Raw genomic sequence first — 18,711 nt, forward strand, 5'->3', positions numbered from 1 at the left:
TCAATATACTGTTTTTCTTTCATAGTTTATAGATAGGCTACACTATCATTTTCTTCATTCTGATGAGTGAATTTGATAATGATGTAATCTTTATCATTTGTCGGTTGATCATTGAAACTCTCCAAAGTTGTAGATTTGGACTGTTTCTGTATCTCCTCAATCAATTTTGAAATTTCTTCCCTCTTGGTTATTGTTTTAACATTTTTAGAAATTTTTTTCTTCAAGGAAATTACAGAGACCGTTTCAGGTTCAGGAAGAATCAATTTTTTCTTACTAACACAAGCAGATAAAACAAGAAAAGAAATTGAACAGACTATTATGGCAAAAAGCTTTTTCATACAGGTTTACATCCTTTCCATATCCCTGCTTCCTTACTAAGATNCAATTATCATATCAAATCTTAGCAATTTTTACAATATCTTATTCCCTTATAAAATTCACTACTGTAAAAGCNCTACTTTCAACTATTTTTTCATTGTAAAATAAAGTAGCCGACAAGTTCGCTTCTTACATAGGATTTTAAAATATGAGTACCAAAACAAAAAACAGGCTCTCCGAAAACTCGGAAAGCCTAATTTTATGCTACTTCTAGCTTCCTCGCCTTTACAGTTCAAGGCTCGGGATAAAAAGGTTCACTGGACCTTTTTATTTAGCGATTGGGTAAACAGAAACTTGTTTTTTATCGCGTCCTTTACGTTCAAAGCGTACTACACCTTCAACTTTAGCGAACAAAGTATCATCTCCACCACGTCCAACGTTTACACCTGGATAGATGTGTGTACCACGTTGACGATAAAGGATTGATCCACCTGTTACAGTTTGTCCGTCAGCTGCTTTAGCTCCAAGACGTTTCGCTTGTGAATCACGTCCGTTTGATGTAGAACCTCCACCTTTTTTGTGGGCGAAAAGTTGCAAGTTGTTAAGAGTCATTTTTAACATAATGTTTTCCTCCGTGTTAGTTTTCTGTGATAACTCTGGTTTGGACGAACTCAGAAGAGTTCTCCGATAAGTTTGCCATACCTAAGAAAAATGATTCAAAGAATAACTGGGTCATTTCTCTCTGGTGTGAAGGAAGATCTTTTGGAATTTCAACCATCAGATAGCCACCTTCATCTTCGTTTAATTCTAGGATTGGTTCATAGCCTGCAAATTTCTCAATAGAATTGATAAAGTTAATGGCAAGCGTAGAAACCGATGCACACACGACATCTAAGCCGTATTCGCCACTCTCGGCGTGTCCAGTAATTTCCGCACTCCTCAGCTCGCCATCTTCGGCTCTCTCAAAGACTGCTTGTATCATGTGTTCTCCTTAAAATTAAGCGTTGATTGCGTTGATGACAACTTTTGTATATGGTTGACGGTGACCTTGTTTACGGTGGCTACCTTTTTTAGGTTTGTACTTGTAAGTAACAACTTTCTTTTGTTTTCCTTGTTTTTCAACAGTTCCAACTACAGTAGCTCCAGCAACAAGTGGAGTTCCGACAACAGTGTTTTCACCACCAACAAGAACAACTTCGTTAAAAGTAACTTCTTGACCAGCTTCAACGTTCAATTTTTCAACGTAAACTGCTTGACCAACTTCAACTTTAACTTGTTTTCCGCCAGTTTTGATAATTGCGTATGTGCTCATTATGCACCTCCTATGATTTTTATGGGTTTCCCCGAATTTTTTGTGAAGACTCGCCTAGCATCGTGGGACGAACCACTTAAAAGAAGAGCTCTAAGTATAACAAAGAATAAACTAGGAATTGAGCCGAAGGCATAACTTATGTTAGGCAAGGCGACAACGACGAAGTTTAAATTTGTTATACGACGAGCAACGATGTTCGTGCGGTTGCACAGGAATGTGCATAGTCAACTCTTCAAGTATAGCATATCTCCTATTTTCTTACAAGTAATAACACCTAAAATGAAGCTTTTTCTTTTACTTTTTTCTGCCACGAGGCAAAAAGCATACTGAGATAAAAAATACTCATCATAATAGGAACACCAAGAATGGTCTTTTCATGATAGAAAATCGTCAAATAGGCTGAAAAGACAACGCCAAGGACAAAACTACTAAGCAGGCTAACAAATATGAACCCTTCACGCAAAAAAGGAGTGTGCTTGGTTCGGAAATAATCTCCAAAAGCCAGCATGGTCCGTTTGATATTTCCTGTCATAAAGGCATTGTTATAAGCAATACCCGATACTTCTCCAAAAGCGGTTGTCACCAACCCCATACAGAAGGCCAAGGGCGGTACTAAATAGATATTATCCACAGTCTGAGGCACAAAACCAATAATGATTGATAAGATTGCCAAAGGAAGCAATGACAAAATTGGTTTTTTCACAATTCTCAATTTTTCCTTATAAACAGTTAATAAAAAGACACCCATCATAAAAGCTAGTAAGGTGAGAACCTTGTCCCTAACATCTGAAACATTATTTTGGATTAATTCTACTGATAGAAAGACAACATTCCCAGTTTGTCCAGCTACAAGAGTATTCCCTCGCACAATAAAAGTATAGGCATCTACATATCCTGCACAAAAAGTCAAAAAAAGCGCTAGCCTCTTAGACTGACGTGATATTTTTCTTATAGGTAGTAACCTCATTTTCCCTCCCATTTCATTTACTCATCTTATTATTGTACCACTTTCTTTGGAAAAGACCTAGTAGCTTATTTGAAATTTTTTACCCTCTGTTGGATAGTCCCGTCTATCTATGTTATAATGAAAGAAGGATTTGAAATCGGAAAAGGAGTAACTATGCTTAAATTAGGTGTCATCGGAACAGGGGCTATCAGCCACCACTTCATAGAAGCAGCCCATACCAGTGGAGAATACAAGCTGGTCGCAGTCTATTCTAGAAAACTAGAAACTGCAGCAACCTTTGCTTCTCGCTATCAGGATATCCAACTCTTTGATCAAGTAGAGGACTTCTTCAGGTCTTCCTTTGATGTAGTCTATATTGCTAGTCCAAACTCCTTACATTTTGCTCAGGCAAAAGCTGCCTTGACTGCTGGTAAACACGTCATTCTTGAAAAGCCAGCTGTCACTCAACCACAAGAATGGCTGAATCTGATTCAAACGGCTGAGGAAAATCACTGTTTTATCTTTGAGGCAGCTCGTAATTATCACGAAAAGGCTTTCACTACTATCAAGAGTTTTTTGGCAGACAAGCAAATCTTAGGAGCTGATTTCAATTATGCCAAATATTCTTCCAAGATGCCGGACTTATTGGCTGGACAGACACCTAACGTCTTTTCAAACCATTTTGCTGGAGGAGCCCTTATGGATTTGGGGATTTATCCCCTCTACGCTGCCGTTCGTCTTTTGGGAAAGGCTCAGGACGCAACCTATCAGGGGCAACAGCTTGACAATAGTATTGACCTGAATGGAGACGGAATCCTCTTTTACACTGACTTTCAAGTTCATATCAAGGCTGGGAAAAACATCACTTCCAATCTTCCTTGCGAGATTTACACAGCAGATGGAACCTTGACTCTCAACACGATTGAACATGTTCGCTCAGCTATTTTTAGCGACCACCAAGGAAATCAAGTCCATCTTCCTATCCAACAGGCTCCTCATACGATGACTGAGGAAGTCGCTGCATTTGCACAGATGATTCAGCAACCAGACCAGACACTCTACCAGAATTGGCTGGATGATGCAGGCTCTGTTCATGATCTACTATATACCATGCGCCAGACTGCTGGCATTAGATTTGAGGCAGAAAATGAAAACTAAACTACCGACTGAATGGCAAGAACTGAGCGACCAACTCGGTTTCCAAGAATTTACCCCCATTCAAACTCAACTATTTGAGCCACTTCTTGCAGGAGAAAATCTTCTAGGAGTGAGCCCAACAGGAACTGGCAAGACCCTCGCTTATCTCCTACCAAGTCTTCTCAGACTACAAAAGAAAAAAGCCCAACAACTCTTGATACTAGCACCAAATACGGAACTTGCTGGTCAGATTTTTGATGTATGTAAAACGTGGGCAGAAACTATCGGCTTGACTGCCCAACTCTTCTTATCAGGTTCGAGTCAGAAACGCCAGATTGAACGCCTAAAAAAAGGACCAGAAATTCTGATTGGAACTCCTGGCCGTATCTTTGAACTAATTAAATTGAAAAAAATCAAGATGATGAATGTGGAAACCATCATCCTGGATGAATTCGACCAATTACTAGATGATTCTCAGATTCACTTTGTCGAGAAAATCACTCACTACGCACCGCGTGACCACCAACTCGTCTACATGAGTGCGACGACCAAGTTTGACCAAGAAAAGATTGCGCCCAACACACGTATCATTGATCTTTCTGACCAAAAATTGGACAACATCCAACATTTCTATATGCAGGTAGATCAACGTCACCGAGTGGATATGCTACGAAAGCTGACTCATGTAGAGGATTTCCGCGGACTGGTCTTCTTTAACAGCCTATCAGACCTTGGAAGTGCAGAAGAAAAATTACAGTATCGTGATATCTTGGCTGTTTCCCTCGCTAGTGATGTTAATGTCAAATTTAGAAAAGTCATCTTAGAAAAGTTTAGAGACAAGCAACTAACCCTGCTTCTTGCAACAGACCTTCTGGCTCGTGGAATTGATATCGATAGTCTAGAGTGTGTCGTAAACTTTGATGTTCCTAGAGACATCGAAACCTACACCCACCGTGCTGGCCGTACTGGCCGTATGGGCAAGGAAGGTTATGTTATCACTCTCGTCACTCATCCAGAAGAACTAAAAAAACTCAAGAAATTTGCAAGCTTACATGAAATTGTCTTGAAAAACCAAGAACTCTATATCAAATGAAGCCCCATTTGCTCTATGCACATCAAGTGTATGGAGCTTTTTTGTAAGCAATACTTCAATTTTAGTTCAATACCAGAAAAAAGAACCTTGCAAAGCAAGATTCTTTTAGTGTCTGACTTAAATAATTGTTCTTCTGGGAACTAAATCGAATTAAGCTTCGATTTCTGTAACCATACCTGAACCAACAGTACGTCCACCCTCACGGATAGAGAATGTAGTACCTTGTTCTACGGCGATTGGGTGGATCAACTCAACGTCGATTGTCACGTTATCACCAGGCATTACCATTTCAGTACCTGCTGGAAGTTCGATTGAACCTGTAACGTCAGTAGTACGGAAGTAGAATTGTGGACGGTAGTTGTTGAAGAATGGAGTGTGACGTCCACCTTCTTCTTTAGTAAGGATGTAAACTTCACCTTTGAATTTAGTGTGTGGGTTGATTGAACCTGGTTTAGCGATAACTTGTCCACGTTCGATTTCATCACGTTGAACACCACGAAGAAGGACACCTACGTTATCTCCGGCAAGACCTTCGTCAAGTTGTTTACGGAACATTTCAACACCAGTAACAACTGCTTTTTGAGTTTCTTCTTTGATACCAACGATTTCGATTTCGTCGTTGACTTTAACGATACCACGGTCGATACGTCCTGAAGCAACTGTACCACGTCCAGTGATTGAGAATACGTCTTCGACTGGAAGAAGCAATGGTTTGTCAGTGTCACGTTCTGGTTCTGGGATGTACTCATCAACTGTGTTCATCAATTCCATAACGATGTCTTCGTATTTAGAATCACCTTCAAGAGCTTTAAGAGCTGAACCTTGGATAACTGGAAGATCGTCACCTGGGAAGTCGTATTCTGACAATAGGTCACGGATTTCCATTTCAACCAATTCAAGCAATTCTTCGTCGTCAACCAAGTCAACTTTGTTCATGAAGACGATAAGGTGTTTAACACCAACCTGACGTGAAAGAAGGATGTGCTCACGAGTTTGTGGCATTGGTCCATCAGTTGAAGCTACTACAAGGATAGCTCCGTCCATTTGAGCGGCACCAGTGATCATGTTTTTAACGTAGTCCGCGTGTCCTGGAGCGTCGATGTGAGCATAGTGACGTTTTTCAGTTTCGTACTCAACGTGCGCAGTGTTGATTGTGATACCGCGTTCGCGTTCTTCTGGAGCAGCATCGATAGACGCATAGTCTTTAGGTTGGTTAACTGATGAAGGCAAACGACGTGCCAAAACAGTTGTGATAGCTGCAGTTAGGGTAGTTTTACCGTGGTCAACGTGTCCGATAGTACCAATGTTAACGTGTGGTTTACTACGATCGTATTTTTCTTTTGCCATTTGAGTAAAAGCCTCCAATAAAATATATTTTATAGATAGACAGTAGGCAATACAGTCTAACTTTCCTTACTATTTTATCAAATTTCAGCTAAATTGCAAGTGTTTTACAAAGTTTTTGTGAATTATTCTTAATCGGCTAATCTAAACGGCACTTCTACTCCTATCACTTAGCTAAACAAAAAGAAAAATCAGGAATTCCTGACTTTTACTTAGCTAATTCTCTTTCTCGTTCTTTCATTATTTTATGATTTTCATACAAACGTGATAAAAACTTAGAAATTTCTTTTAAGATAGAATAGGTTGGTACTGCCACAATCATACCAATGACGCCATAGATGTTACTTGATAATAAAAGTAATACTAAAATCGTAATTGGATGAACCTTCATCACTCCGCCAACGATTCGAGGGTAAAGGATGTTCCCATCCACTTGCTGAACAATCAGCATATAAATAACTGCAATCAGCATTCTATGAGGATCAGTAAAGACATTTGCGATAATCATTGGAATCAGGCCGATACTTGGTCCTACATACGGAATGAGATTGGCCAATCCTGAAAAGATGGCAAAGACCAAAGCGTATTTTAAACCGATTACGCTATATCCGATAAAGGCCAAACAACCAATAATAATCGCATCAATGGCGACTCCACTAATATATCGAGCAATTGTCGCATTCAAATTTTTTAAGAGGCCTGCAATATGCAACTTATCTCTCTTTAAAACAGTACGTTCAAGCATCGGTAAAAATTTGTGACCATCTAACAAAAAATAAACCAAAAACACAGGTGTCATGATAATAATTAAAACAGTACTAAAGAGAGCTGATAGGATACTTCCGACACTATTGGTCACACTATTTAGTATATTTTGTAAAATATCTACATAAGAAAGATTTAACTGTTGAATAGTCGCTTGAATATCTAAATTTTGAAAGGCTGGATAAGTAGATAAATCCACAATCAAATCTTGTAAACGACTGTAGATAGTCTGGCTAGTCGCAATCAAGCTGGTCAACTGATTGACCAAAATCGGTAAGAGATAGACTACCCCAATAACTAGCCCCCAAACCAAGGCACACAAAGTTAGTAGAATACCAATGATACGATTAATTTTGAAATACTTTTGTAAAAAATTTACAATAGGATTGGTCAAATAATATAAAAAACTACCTAGAAGAAAGGGAATCATGATGGTGTTTGCAACACTTACAAAAGGCGTTATAATCCCCCCCATCTGTCTCCATAAATAAAAGATGATGGTTAATAATAAAATCTCACTAGTCCAAAAAAATAATTTATTCTTACGAAACATGGGGTACCTCCATTCATCTATTTTACCACACTTTCAAAAAAGCTTCTTTCTTCTATCGTGAAACTGGGAATATTTTTTTCTTTATGTTAGAATAAACTTACTATGAAAAAAATCATTTTAACTCTACTAAGCTTATCCGTGATTGGCTCTGCATCTACTGTTGCTGCTCAAGATTTTAATATTGCTGCTAAACATGCCATTGCTGTTGAAGCAAATACTGGTAAAATACTTTATGAAAAAGATGCAACTCAGCCAGTCGAAATCGCCTCTATTACAAAACTACTGACAGTCTACCTTGTTTATGAGGCATTAGATAAAGGAACAATCACCTTATCAACTCCTGTAGATATTTCAGATTATCCTTATCGATTGACAACAAATTCTGAAGCAAGTAACGTTCCTATGGAGGCTCGTAATTATACTGTCGAACAACTACTTGAAGCAACATTAGTATCTAGTGCTAACAGCGCAGCCATTGCTCTAGCTGAGAAAATTGCTGGCTCAGAAAAAGATTTCGTCGATATGATGCGGGCAAAACTCTTGGAATGGGGAATTCAGGATGCCACTGTTGTCAATACGACAGGTCTTAACAATGAAACTCTAGGAGATAACATTTACCCAGGTTCTAAAAAAGATGAGGAAAATAAGCTTAGTGCTTATGATGTCGCTATTGTTGCTCGCAACCTCATCAAAAAATACCCACAAGTCTTGGAAATCACAAAAAAACCTTCTTCTACTTTTGCTGGAATGACAATCACTTCGACCAACTACATGTTAGAAGGAATGCCTGCTCATCGAGGTGGCTTTGACGGACTTAAGACAGGAACGACAGACAAAGCTGGAGAATCGTTTGTTGGTACTACTGTCGAGAAAGGAATGAGGGTTATTACAGTTGTTTTGAATGCAGACCATCAAGACAATAATCCTTACGCTCGTTTCACAGCTACATCTTCACTAATGGATTATATCTCTTCTACATTCACGCTTCGTAAAATCGTTCAAAAAGGCGATGCCTATCAAGATAGCAAAGCTCCTGTACAAGATGGAAAAGAAGATGCTGTCACTGCAGTTGCCAAAGATGATATCACTCTAATTGAACATGTTGGGAGCCAATCTTCCCAATCTATTCAATTCACACCTGATTCCAAAGCAATCCCAGCACCACTTGAAGCTGGAACAGTGGTTGGACATTTGACTTATGAAGACAAGGACTTGATTGGTCAAGGTTACATTACCACTGAACGTCCTAGTTTCGAAATGGTAGCGGAAAAAAAAGTTGAAAAAGCCTTCTTCTTAAAAATTTGGTGGAATCAGTTTATTCGATTTATCAACGAAAAATTATAAAAAAATCGCGATTTAAACCGCGATTTTTTTATTATAAGTTCTTCTTCAAAGTCCTTGATTTTGGGTAAATTTAAAATCAAATTTTACCCAACTGAACCTTCCATCTCATAGCTAATCAATCGGTTCAGCTCAACCGCATATTCCATTGGAAGTTCTTTTGTGAAGGGCTCTACAAATCCCATGACAATCATCTCTGTTGCCTCAGATTCTGACAAACCACGACTCATGAGGTAATAGAGTTGTTCTTCTGAAATCTTAGATACCTTGGCTTCGTGCTCCAAAGCAACTTGTGAGTTATGAATTTCATTAAATGGAATGGTATCTGATGCTGACAAGTCATCCATGATAATGGTATCACACTCGATGTGAGAAACAGACTTCTTAGAGTTTTTGTTAAAGGTTACCTGTCCACGGTAGTCAACCTTTCCTCCGCCTTTAGCGATGGATTTAGACACGATAGACGAGCTTGTATGTGGAGCGTTGTGGATCATCTTAGCACCCGTGTCTTGGTGTTGCCCAGCATTGGCAAAGGCGATAGAGAGCATAGTACCACGCGCCCCTTCTCCATCTAGGTAAACAGATGGGTATTTCATGGTTGTTTTGGCACCCAAGTTTCCATCAATCCACTCAACAGTCGCATCTTTTTGGGCTTTAGCACGCTTAGTAACCAAGTTATAAACGTTATCAGACCAGTTTTGGATGGTTGTATAACGCATATAAGCTCCATCCAAGGCAAAGATTTCTACGATGGCGGCGTGCAAGCTGTTACTTGAATAAGTTGGTGCTGTACATCCTTCTACGTAGTGGACACTTGCTCCCTCATCAACGATAATCAAGGTACGTTCAAACTGACCAGTATTTTCGTTGTTGATACGGAAGTAAGTTTGAAGTGGGATATCTACCTTGACCCCTTTTGGTACGTAAATAAAGGTTCCACCAGACCATACTGCTGAGTTGAGTGCAGCCAACTTGTTATCTGTTGGCGGTACCAACTTGGCAAAGTATTGTTTAAACAAGTCTGGGTATTCCTTGAGGGCAGAATCTGTATCTGTAAAGATAATGCCCAATTTTTGGAACTCTTCCTTCATATTGTGGTAAACTACTTCTGACTCATACTGGGCAGAGGCACCGGCTAGATAAGCACGCTCAGCTTCAGGAATCCCGATACGTTCAAAGGTTTCTTTAATCTTTTCAGGAACGTCATCCCATGAACGGGCTGGCTTATCAGATGGTTTTTGGTAGTAAATCAAGTCATCAAAGTCAATCTCTGACAAGTCTGCTCCCCAAGTTTGCATGGGCATTTTTTTGAAGGTTTCATAAGACTTCAAACGGAATTCTAGCATCCACTCAGGTTCTCCCTTAGCAGCTGATAATTCGCGAATGACATCTTCGTTCAATCCTTTTCCTGTCGATAGGACAGGCTCTACATCGTCATGGAAACCAAATTTATATTCACCAAGATCAATTGGTTTTGGTTCTACTCTTTCTTCAGCCATAATATCCTTTCTTTCATTCTTCATTTCTAATAGTTCATAAGACAAAAGAAACTTGTCTTACTTTTTTTCTTGATTTTCAATTGTTTTCTTAAGGGCATTCCAAGCCAAGGTTGCACACTTAATCCGTTGCGGAAATTTAGCAACACCTGACAAGAAGGCTGCATCACCTAGTTGGTCTTGGCGTTCATCTTTTTGCCCTTGAACCATTTCAGAAAAAATGGTCGCAAGTTCTAAAACTTCTTGCTTAGTCTTACCCAAAACAGCATCTGTCATCATACTAGCAGAAGCAGTTGAGATGGTACAACCTGAGTTTAGAAAAGCGATATCCTCCAATCGGTCTTCTGCATCAAACTTGACAGATAGGTTTATGACATCTCCACAGGTCGGATTGTTGAGACTGATTTGTTCAGCATCATCCAACTTCCCTTGATGATGTGGATTTTTCGAATGGTCCGCTACCACTGCCATATAAAGGCTATCTAGTTTAGAAAGTGCCATTGAAAAACTCCTTTGTCTTTTCTAGGGCATCGACTAGCTTGTCGCAATCTGCCTTGGTATTGTAGATATAAAAACTTGCACGAGCTGTTGCTGGAACTTCCAAATATTGGAGCAAAGGTTGAGCGCAATGATGACCTGCACGAACAGCTACTCCTTCATAATCAAGTGCTGTTGCAAGGTCATGCGGATGAAGGTCACCTAAATTAAAGGCAATGACACCTGAACGTTGAGCCAAGTTCTGCGAACCATAAATGGTCAATCCTTCAATCGCCTGCAGTTTTGGATAGACGTATGAAATCAATTCCTGCTCATGAGCTTCAATGGCATCCATACCAATCTTTTCCAGATAATCCACTGCTGCTGCAAGTCCAATAGCACCTGCCATATTTGGCGTTCCAGCCTCAAATTTCCAAGGCAATTCTTTCCAACTAGCAGATTGCTCATAGACGAAATCAATCATCTCACCGCCAAATTCAACTGGTGACATTTGTTCCAGATACTTCTCTTTGCCGTAAAGGACACCAATACCAGTTGGACCCGCCATCTTGTGACCTGAAAAGGCGAAGAAGTCCACATCCAAGTCCTGAACATCAATCTTCATATGGGGTGTAGATTGAGCACCATCTACCACCATGATAGCTCCAACCTTGTGGGCCATTTGCGTGATTTCTTTGATAGGATTAACCACACCAAGAACATTGGATGCGTGAGCTAGAGAGACAAACTTTACTCTATCAGTCAATTTAGCTCGAAAATCATCCATATCCAAGGCTCCATCCTTGAGATAAACATAGACCAGATCTGCTCCAGTCTTTCGACAGGCCTCCTGCCAAGGAATGATGTTGGAATGGTGTTCCATGACAGAAATCAAGACCTGGTCACCCTCAGTCAGAATCTCCTCAGCAAAGCGAGCTACCCAGTTAAGGCTGGTTGTCGTTCCTCTGGTGAAGAGAACTTCTTTTGTAGACCCTGCATTTATAAACTTACGAATGGTTTCACGAGCAGCTTCATAGGATGCTGTCGCCCGTTCCGCTAAGGTATGAACACCACGGTGAACATTGGCATTGTCCTGCTCATAGTAGCGGTTGATTATTTCCAGTACTGCTAGTGGTTTTTGTGTCGTCGCAGCATTGTCCAGATAGACCAGAGGTTCGTCGTTGACAATCTGGTCTAAAATTGGAAAATCCTTGCGAATCCCTTCTACATCTAACATAGGCTTCCCCTTAGCGTTTTGACAATTTTTCTTCGATCGTTGCAATCATTTCATCACGAACTTCCTTGACTGGAATCTCAACGATAACAGAGCCAAGGAAACCACGAACAACCAAGCGTTCTGCAGTTGCCTTATCCAAGCCACGGCTCATGAGATAGTACATGTCTTCTGGATCCACCTGACCGATAGAAGCCGCGTGTCCTGCAGTTACGTCATTTTCATCAATCAAAAGAATTGGATTGGCATCTGAACGCGCTTGGTCTGAAAGCATGAGAACACGACTTTCTTGTTGCGCATCGGCTCCCTTGGCACCCTTGATGATGTGACCGATACCGTTGAAGGTTAAAGTTGCTTTTTCAAGTATAACCCCATGTTGGAGGATATTTCCGATTGAGTTACAACCATAGTTAGTTACTCGGGTATCAATCCCTTGTACCTGACGGCCACTTGAAAGAGCTACCACTTTTAGGTCGGCATGGCTACCGTTACCAATCAAATCGCTATCAAAGTCCGCAACGACATTTCCTTCGTTCATAACACCGATTGCCCAGTCAATACTTGCATCGTTGCCCAATTTACCACGACGGCTAATGTAAGCAGTGACGTTTTCACCTAGACGATCGATAGCAGCAAATTTCACTTGCGCACCAGAACGAGCAATCACTTCAACTGTGATATTGGCAGTCGCTTTTGCACTGCCTTCACCACGTGACTCAAGACGTTCAAGATAACTAATCTTAGAATTTTTACCAGCGATAATCATAATATGCTTGTTAAACGGCACATCACTATCACTGTCTTGATAGAAAATTCCTTCGATTGGTTCTTTAATCTCAACGTTATCAGGAATATAAAGAACAGCACCACTGTTGAAATAAGCTGTGTGGTAGGCTGCCAACTTGTCATCGTCATACTTAACAGATGACATGAAGAATTCTTCTACGAGTTCTGGAATTTCTTCTAAAGCTGAATGGAAATCTGTGAAGACAACACCCTGTTCAGCCAACTCAACTGGAGTTTGTTCAAAAACAGTCTGAGTTCCTACTTGCACTAACTTCAAGTGGTTATCTAAAGCTGTGAAGTCTGGAACATTTGCTGATGGCTCACTTTCTGTAATCGTTCCATCGCCCAGATTCCAACGGTGGAATTTGACACGCTCAATAACTGGTAATTCTAAGCTCTCAATTTTATCAAAAGCTTTTTGACGGAGGTCAGCCAACCAGCTTGGTTCAGCGTGCATTTCTGAAAAAAGTTTAATATTTTCTTTAGTCATTTACTTCTCCTAAAAGATACGAGGGAATTACAATTCTTCCTTGTAGTCGTAGCCAAGTTCTTCAGCTAGTTTTGCGTATCCTTCACGTTCCAAACGCGCAGCCAATTCTGGACCACCAGAAAGGACAACACGCCCTTCCATCATCACGTGTACCACGTCTGGTGTGATGTAGTTCAAAAGGCGTTGGTAGTGAGTGATAATCATAGCACCAAAGCCTTCACCACGCATAGCATTAACACCTTTAGACACAACTTTAAGAGCGTCAATATCAAGACCAGAGTCAATCTCATCCAAAAGGGCAAATGTTGGCTCCAACATCAAAAGTTGAAGAATTTCATTACGTTTTTTCTCACCACCAGAGAAGCCTTCGTTGAGGTAACGCTCAGCCATTTCTTCTTTCATATTGAGCAATTCCATTTTCTCATCCAGTTTAGTAATGAACTCACGAACTGAAATCTTCTCATCATCTTCTTTACCAGCATTCATGGCTGCACGAAGAAACTCAGCATTGGTAATTCCAGGAATTTCAGACGGATATTGCATAGCAAGGAAAAGTCCCATACGCGCACGCTCGTCTACTTCCAATTCAAGAATGTTTACGCCATCAAACAAGACTTCACCTTTGGTAACTTCATAGTTTGGATTTCCCATGATAGCGGCTGAAAGAGTCGATTTACCCGTACCATTTGGTCCCATGATAGCGGCAATTTCTCCTGTTTTAAGGGTCAGGTTAACCCCTTTTAAAATTTCTTTTCCTTCAATCTCAACGTGAAGATCTTTGATCTCTAATACTGACATGATAGTTCCTTTCTTTTTCAAGACCTTTACAGTGCTTACTAGAAACATACTAGTTGTCTCTAGAAAATACGGTAATACTCAATAAAAATCAAAGAGCAAACTAGGAAGCTAACCGCAGGTTGCTCAAAGCACCGCTTTGAGGTTGCAGATAAAGCTGACGTGGTTTGAAGAGATTTTCGAAGAGTATAAAAGGTCAATAAATATACTTTTATAGTATAACAAAAAAAAGCCTAAAAGGCTTTGATTTTGTCTAGAAGCTGAGGACTAGTCTTTTCCTTTTAAATGCTGGTCAATGACATCTACTATTTTACCCATCAAGTAACTGACTCGAAAATTTCTAAAGAGCAAAATGGCCCAAAAGGCTGCCATAATATAGCGACCAGTCATCCAGGCTTCATTGAAAAAATAGGTCTCAGCAGCTGTAAACAGTGCAATGATAATAAATTGTTGTCTATTCATAAACTTATTGTAGCATGAAATCTTTCTTTAGTCTTCCTCTACCTTCACTTTATCAGCCAAAAATTCAAATCCTTCTGGAATCAGACTTTCTTCTTCTACTTCTTTTTCAGTTTGAGTAGATTTGGCTTTGGCTGAAAAGGCTGCGCGAACTTCTTTCCATTCCTCCATGGAAATGGCTAAAATCTCAGGTGAAAAACCTGCTTCCTGACTGAGGATATTGCCAAACATGGTGTTGAGATTGTCTCGTTTCATGGTTTGACCAGCATTGAAGTTAGACTCAAAAGCAAGAATAGCATGGTGTTCATTGGCCGCAACCGGTTGAGAGCCAACTAGTAGAGCCTTATCAGGGCCTCCTAGACTTTCAATCACCTCTCCCCAGGCATTCTGCAGACGAATCAGGTTTTGACGTGCTAAATCAGGATTTTCAACGGCCTCTTGTAGGATAGATTGAACTTTATTGCGATCCACACGATAGACTGTCTTGCCCGCTGCTGGGCGACTAGGTGCTGGACTAGTTGGCTTGGGTATAGTTCCTACATTTGCTAGTTCTTGCTTAAGACGCGCAACTTCCTGTCTCAATGCAGAAATTTCACTTTCAACCGCCCCTGAAAGAGCTGCTTCAGGCTTAATCTCTGCCAAACGGATGGTCATCATCTCAGCATAAATCTTGGGCTGCAAACTAGACTTAATATCTGCTAAACTGACTGTCGCTAAGCGAATCATTTCAAACAAATTTTCCTGGGGAAGTGCCAAATTCTCTACAAAGACTGGACTATGATGAGTGTTTTCTCCCCCTGTTTGAACAATTAACAAATCTCTTAAATAGTGCAAAAGGTCAGTCACAAAACGAGTCATGCTCTTACCATTGTCAAAAAGAAGATTCAAGCAAGACAAAGCCTTGGGAACATCCTGTTGAGATAAGGCAAACACATAATTATCCAAGGCTGATAGACTAATGGTGCCAGTAATTTCTTCAGAGATGGCAGTCGTCAGCTCATTTCCCTGTGTCAAACTCAGGGCTTGATCCAAAATTGACAAGGCGTCTCGCATTCCACCTTCAGCCCGTCTGGCAATGATTTCCACAGCCTCTGGTTCAGAACTGATATTTTCTTTTTCTAAGATATAGTGGATATGTTCCTTAATATCCTGTGTCTTAATCGATTTAAATTCAAAACGTTGCACACGGGATAGAATAGTGGCAGGAATCTTGTGCAATTCAGTAGTGGCCAAAATAAAGACCACATTCTGTGTTGGCTCTTCCAGCGTCTTTAGGAGGGCATTAAAAGCCCCTGTAGACAGCATGTGAACCTCGTCTATGATATAGACCTTATAACGGGCAAGACTAGGCGCATAGGTAGATTTATCACGAATTTCACGGATTTCATCTACCCCATTATTAGAGGCTGCATCCATTTCAATGACATCTTCTAAACTACCATCTGTCACTGCTTGACAAATATAGCAGTTATTACACGGTTCACCACCCACTTGATTTGGACAGTTCATAGCTTTGGCAAAAATCTTGGCTACACTGGTTTTTCCCGTTCCACGAGGACCAGAAAAAAGATAAGCGTGACTTATTTTCTCTTGCTCTACTGCTTGTTTAAGAGTCTTAGCCACAACTTCCTGTCCAACCAACTGGGAGAAGTTTTGACTTCTATATTTTCGATAAAGTGCTTGATACATTAGGCTTTCTCCCCAAACATTGTAAAGTCCCATTCTGTCTTTTCAAGCAAAATAGCGACAAATTGTTCCAAATAATCTCGATCCATAGCATCATAATCATCAATCTCTGAAGAATCCAAATCCAGAACTCCAAGTAATTGACCATTCTTTATCATCGGCACAACAATTTCACTTTTAGCTCGACTATCACAAGAAATATAGTTGGGATAAGTTGTTACATCACCAACCAGAACAGTTTCCTGAAAATGAGCTGCCTCCCCACAAACACCCTTGCCTAGTGCAATACGGATACAGGAAACACCTCCTTGGAAGGGACCTAAAATCAATTCCTCTCCATCGAACAAATAAAAGCCTGCAAATACAGTATTGGAAAAGCGTGATTTTAAAAGAGCACTGGCGTTGGAAAGATTAGCCAAGACATTGGTTTCACCTTCCAATAAAAAAGAGAGCTCTTCATTTAACATTTGATAACGCGATTGTTTTTCTGATTCTAACATAGAACTATTATATCAAAAAAGACTTACAGACAAAAGAAAAATCCCTTGTTAAGTAAACAAAGGATTTTGTGAATTTTCAATTTGATTAAAGTTCAATATCACCGAACAAGTCAGCCATTGAGAATCCTGTTTGTGTTTCTGGAAGTTCGAAATCACGTTTTTCTTGACGTTTTGGACGACGTGGACGAGCAGCACGTTTTTCTTCTTTTTGTCCTTCTTCTTGAGCTGGACGCTCTTCAAGAGCTTTGATAGAAAGTGATACGCGCTCTGCATCTGCGTTAACTTCAAGAACTTTAACTTGAACTTCTTGACCAACTTTAAGAGCTTCTTTTGGATTTTCAATACGTTTGTGTGAAATTTGTGATACGTGAACAAGTCCATCAATACCTGGCAATACTTCAACAAATGCACCGAAATCAGTCAAACGTTTAACTGTTCCTTCTACTACATCACCTTTAGCCAATTTTTGCTCAACGCCATCCCATGGTCCAGGTGTTGTTGCTTTAAGTGAAAGTGATACACGTCCTTCTTCTTCGTTAAGATCAAGAATTTTCACTTCAATTTCTTCACCAACAGTTACAACTGATTTTGGTGAAACGTTACGTTCGTGTGACAATTCAGTCAAGTGAACCAATCCGTCAACACCACCAAGATCGATGAAAGCACCGAAGCTTGTAATACGAGCAACTTTACCAGTTACTACATCACCAACAGCCAATTTACCGAATACTTCAGCGCGAGCTGCTGCTGTAGCTGCTTCAACAACTTCACGACGTGAAAGGATAAAGCGGTTTTCTTTAGCGTCAACTTCTTTGATTTTAGCGTCAAATTCTTGACCTACAAAACGCTCAGTGTTACGTACGAAACGAGTATCCAACATTGAAGCTGGGATAAATCCACGAACACCTTCAAATTCTACTGAAAGTCCACCTTTAACGGCACGAGTTCCTTTAACAGTAACAACTTCTTCTTCGCGACCAACAAGTTTGTCCCATGCTTTGCGAGCTTCAAGGCGTTTTTTAGATACAAGGTATGTAACTGTATCAGTATCTTTACCAACTACTTGACGAAGTACAAGAACATCCAATACTTCTCCTACTTTAACAAAGTCATTGATATCTGCATCGCGATCGTTTGTCAATTCGCGAAGAGTCAAGACACCTTCAACACCAGTTCCAGAGATTGCAACGTTAGCTTGAGTCGCATCAACTGTCAATACTTCAGCACTAACAACATCACCAGTCTCAACTTGGCTAACGCTATTTAGCAAATCTTCAAATTCGTTCATCTAAAAAATCCTCCAACAATCAAGTTTTTCTTAAACTTGACATACTTATAATTTTTTTCCTAAGCACCCGCAAGGACATGTTTATATCGTTCACGTCTTTCAATTATAAAAATAAAATACCCTAAGATATTTTGCTTTTTATCTTGATCATTACCTAAGAACTGGGGTAGCTGGATTCGAACCAACGCATGAGGGAGTCAAAGTCCCTTGCCTTACCGCTTGGCTATACCCCATTGATGAAATGGAGAGAGAGGGATTCGAACCCCCGAACCCGAAGGAGCGGATTTACAGTCCGCCGCGTTTAGCCTCTTCGCTATCTCTCCTACAATCAACATGGACTATTATATCATGAAAATTTCAAAAAAACAAGACTTATTTTGCTAAATTATAATTTTCAATCAAAATTTCCACAGCTTTTTCCAATTTTTTATAAAAACTGTCGACATTCCCATTCTTTATAATAGCAAACTGTCCATCTAATTCGGCAATTTCTCCGATAACTTTTTTACCAATGGTCAAAGTATAACCTTCAAAACTGTCTTTTCCTACATTAACTTTGGCATCTGCTACTTGAATTTCGATTTTCTTATCTTTCTTACTCATTTCATACCTCTCTTCACTTTTTCTATTTTACAAGAAAATCCAAAAACTAGCAAGAAAAAACTCTATATCATTCCGTGTCTGATATAGA

20 protein-coding genes, 2 tRNA genes and 1 other annotated feature are annotated in these 18,711 nt (G+C 40.0%); of the genes, 3 read left to right on the forward strand and 19 right to left on the reverse strand.

Annotation, left to right across the window (positions count from 1 at the left end):
* Positions 1–26: 26 nt before the first annotated feature.
* The 5 genes from D8787_RS01890 to D8787_RS01915 form a co-directional block, all read right to left on the reverse strand.
* Complete coding sequence (locus D8787_RS01890; RefSeq protein WP_260471370.1) at positions 27–338, reverse strand: DUF5301 domain-containing protein; 312 nt, start codon at positions 336–338, stop codon at positions 27–29.
* Positions 339–645: 307 nt separating this feature from the next.
* Positions 646–939 (reverse strand): 50S ribosomal protein L27, encoded by a 294-nt coding sequence (gene rpmA, locus D8787_RS01895; RefSeq protein ID WP_000916509.1) that lies wholly within the window; start codon positions 937–939, stop codon positions 646–648.
* Positions 940–955: 16 nt separating this feature from the next.
* Complete coding sequence (locus tag D8787_RS01900) at positions 956–1,300, reverse strand: ribosomal-processing cysteine protease Prp (RefSeq protein ID WP_000613699.1); 345 nt, start codon at positions 1,298–1,300, stop codon at positions 956–958.
* A gap of 15 nt (positions 1,301–1,315) precedes the next feature.
* Positions 1,316–1,630 carry a 50S ribosomal protein L21 gene (gene rplU, locus D8787_RS01905; RefSeq protein ID WP_000109141.1) on the reverse strand — a complete coding sequence of 105 codons (315 nt, stop codon included), beginning with the start codon at positions 1,628–1,630 and terminating at the stop codon, positions 1,316–1,318.
* A gap of 36 nt (positions 1,631–1,666) precedes the next feature.
* Positions 1,667–1,846, reverse strand: a sequence feature (ribosomal protein L21 leader region).
* 58 nt (positions 1,847–1,904) lie between these two features.
* On the reverse strand, positions 1,905–2,609 hold the full coding sequence (locus D8787_RS01915; protein ID WP_023947782.1) for a YoaK family protein: 705 nt from the start codon (positions 2,607–2,609) through the stop codon (positions 1,905–1,907).
* A 141-nt stretch (positions 2,610–2,750) separates the two neighbouring features.
* On the opposite strand from D8787_RS01915, the gene D8787_RS01920 reads away from it, so the two are divergent.
* Both D8787_RS01920 and D8787_RS01925 read left to right on the forward strand, forming a co-directional pair.
* On the forward strand, positions 2,751–3,734 hold the full coding sequence (locus D8787_RS01920; protein WP_125420427.1) for a Gfo/Idh/MocA family protein: 984 nt from the start codon (positions 2,751–2,753) through the stop codon (positions 3,732–3,734).
* Positions 3,724–4,806: a DEAD/DEAH box helicase gene (locus D8787_RS01925; protein WP_125420429.1), complete on the forward strand. Its 1,083-nt coding sequence runs from the start codon at positions 3,724–3,726 to the stop codon at positions 4,804–4,806. Before D8787_RS01920 ends, D8787_RS01925 begins: the two co-directional genes overlap by 11 nt.
* A 150-nt stretch (positions 4,807–4,956) precedes the next feature.
* Here the strand turns inward: D8787_RS01925 and tuf are convergent, their stop codons facing one another.
* Both tuf and D8787_RS01935 read right to left on the reverse strand, forming a co-directional pair.
* Positions 4,957–6,153, reverse strand: coding sequence for an elongation factor Tu (tuf, locus tag D8787_RS01930; protein WP_001040724.1), 1,197 nt, complete (start codon positions 6,151–6,153; stop codon positions 4,957–4,959).
* 205 nt (positions 6,154–6,358) lie between these two features.
* Positions 6,359–7,468, reverse strand: a complete 1,110-nt coding sequence (locus tag D8787_RS01935; RefSeq protein ID WP_125420431.1) for an AI-2E family transporter — start codon at positions 7,466–7,468, stop codon at positions 6,359–6,361.
* Positions 7,469–7,570: 102 nt separating this feature from the next.
* Between D8787_RS01935 and pbp3 the strand changes: the two genes are divergently transcribed.
* Positions 7,571–8,812, forward strand: a complete 1,242-nt coding sequence (gene pbp3, locus D8787_RS01940) for a D-alanyl-D-alanine carboxypeptidase PBP3 (RefSeq protein WP_125420433.1) — start codon at positions 7,571–7,573, stop codon at positions 8,810–8,812.
* 83 nt (positions 8,813–8,895) lie between these two features.
* On the opposite strand, the gene sufB is transcribed toward pbp3, so the two are convergent.
* The 12 genes from sufB to D8787_RS02005 form a co-directional block, all read right to left on the reverse strand.
* The gene (gene sufB / locus D8787_RS01945) at positions 8,896–10,308 is read right to left on the reverse strand and encodes a Fe-S cluster assembly protein SufB (protein WP_000797050.1); all 1,413 of its coding nucleotides are present in this window, start codon (positions 10,306–10,308) and stop codon (positions 8,896–8,898) included.
* Between the two features lie 57 nt (positions 10,309–10,365).
* Complete coding sequence (gene sufU / locus D8787_RS01950; protein WP_125420435.1) at positions 10,366–10,806, reverse strand: Fe-S cluster assembly sulfur transfer protein SufU; 441 nt, start codon at positions 10,804–10,806, stop codon at positions 10,366–10,368.
* Positions 10,793–12,019, reverse strand: a complete 1,227-nt coding sequence (locus D8787_RS01955) for a cysteine desulfurase (protein WP_125420437.1) — start codon at positions 12,017–12,019, stop codon at positions 10,793–10,795. The genes sufU and D8787_RS01955 overlap by 14 nt, the downstream gene beginning before the upstream one ends.
* Positions 12,020–12,029: 10 nt before the next feature.
* Positions 12,030–13,292: a Fe-S cluster assembly protein SufD gene (gene sufD, locus D8787_RS01960; RefSeq protein ID WP_125420439.1), complete on the reverse strand. Its 1,263-nt coding sequence runs from the start codon at positions 13,290–13,292 to the stop codon at positions 12,030–12,032.
* 27 nt (positions 13,293–13,319) lie between these two features.
* Positions 13,320–14,090 (reverse strand): Fe-S cluster assembly ATPase SufC, encoded by a 771-nt coding sequence (sufC, locus tag D8787_RS01965; protein WP_000114489.1) that lies wholly within the window; start codon positions 14,088–14,090, stop codon positions 13,320–13,322.
* 264 nt (positions 14,091–14,354) lie between these two features.
* A complete protein-coding gene (locus D8787_RS01975; RefSeq protein WP_001081602.1) occupies positions 14,355–14,549 on the reverse strand; it encodes a DUF3272 domain-containing protein in 195 nt (64 codons plus the stop codon).
* A gap of 27 nt (positions 14,550–14,576) precedes the next feature.
* Positions 14,577–16,235: a DNA polymerase III subunit gamma/tau gene (gene dnaX, locus D8787_RS01980; protein ID WP_125420441.1), complete on the reverse strand. Its 1,659-nt coding sequence runs from the start codon at positions 16,233–16,235 to the stop codon at positions 14,577–14,579.
* Positions 16,235–16,732 carry a GAF domain-containing protein gene (locus tag D8787_RS01985; RefSeq protein ID WP_125420442.1) on the reverse strand — a complete coding sequence of 166 codons (498 nt, stop codon included), beginning with the start codon at positions 16,730–16,732 and terminating at the stop codon, positions 16,235–16,237. The genes dnaX and D8787_RS01985 overlap by 1 nt, the downstream gene beginning before the upstream one ends.
* Before the next feature lie 85 nt (positions 16,733–16,817).
* The gene (gene rpsA, locus D8787_RS01990; protein ID WP_001001631.1) at positions 16,818–18,020 is read right to left on the reverse strand and encodes a 30S ribosomal protein S1; all 1,203 of its coding nucleotides are present in this window, start codon (positions 18,018–18,020) and stop codon (positions 16,818–16,820) included.
* Positions 18,021–18,181: 161 nt separating this feature from the next.
* Positions 18,182–18,253, reverse strand: a tRNA-Gln gene (locus tag D8787_RS01995).
* 9 nt (positions 18,254–18,262) lie between these two features.
* Positions 18,263–18,343 (reverse strand) — tRNA-Tyr (locus tag D8787_RS02000).
* A gap of 49 nt (positions 18,344–18,392) precedes the next feature.
* Positions 18,393–18,623 carry a DUF2969 domain-containing protein gene (locus D8787_RS02005; protein ID WP_000037113.1) on the reverse strand — a complete coding sequence of 77 codons (231 nt, stop codon included), beginning with the start codon at positions 18,621–18,623 and terminating at the stop codon, positions 18,393–18,395.
* Positions 18,624–18,711: the final 88 nt, after the last annotated feature.

Source organism: Streptococcus mitis, from assembly GCF_003944325.1.
GTDB classification, from domain to species: Bacteria; Bacillota; Bacilli; order Lactobacillales; family Streptococcaceae; genus Streptococcus; species Streptococcus mitis_CW.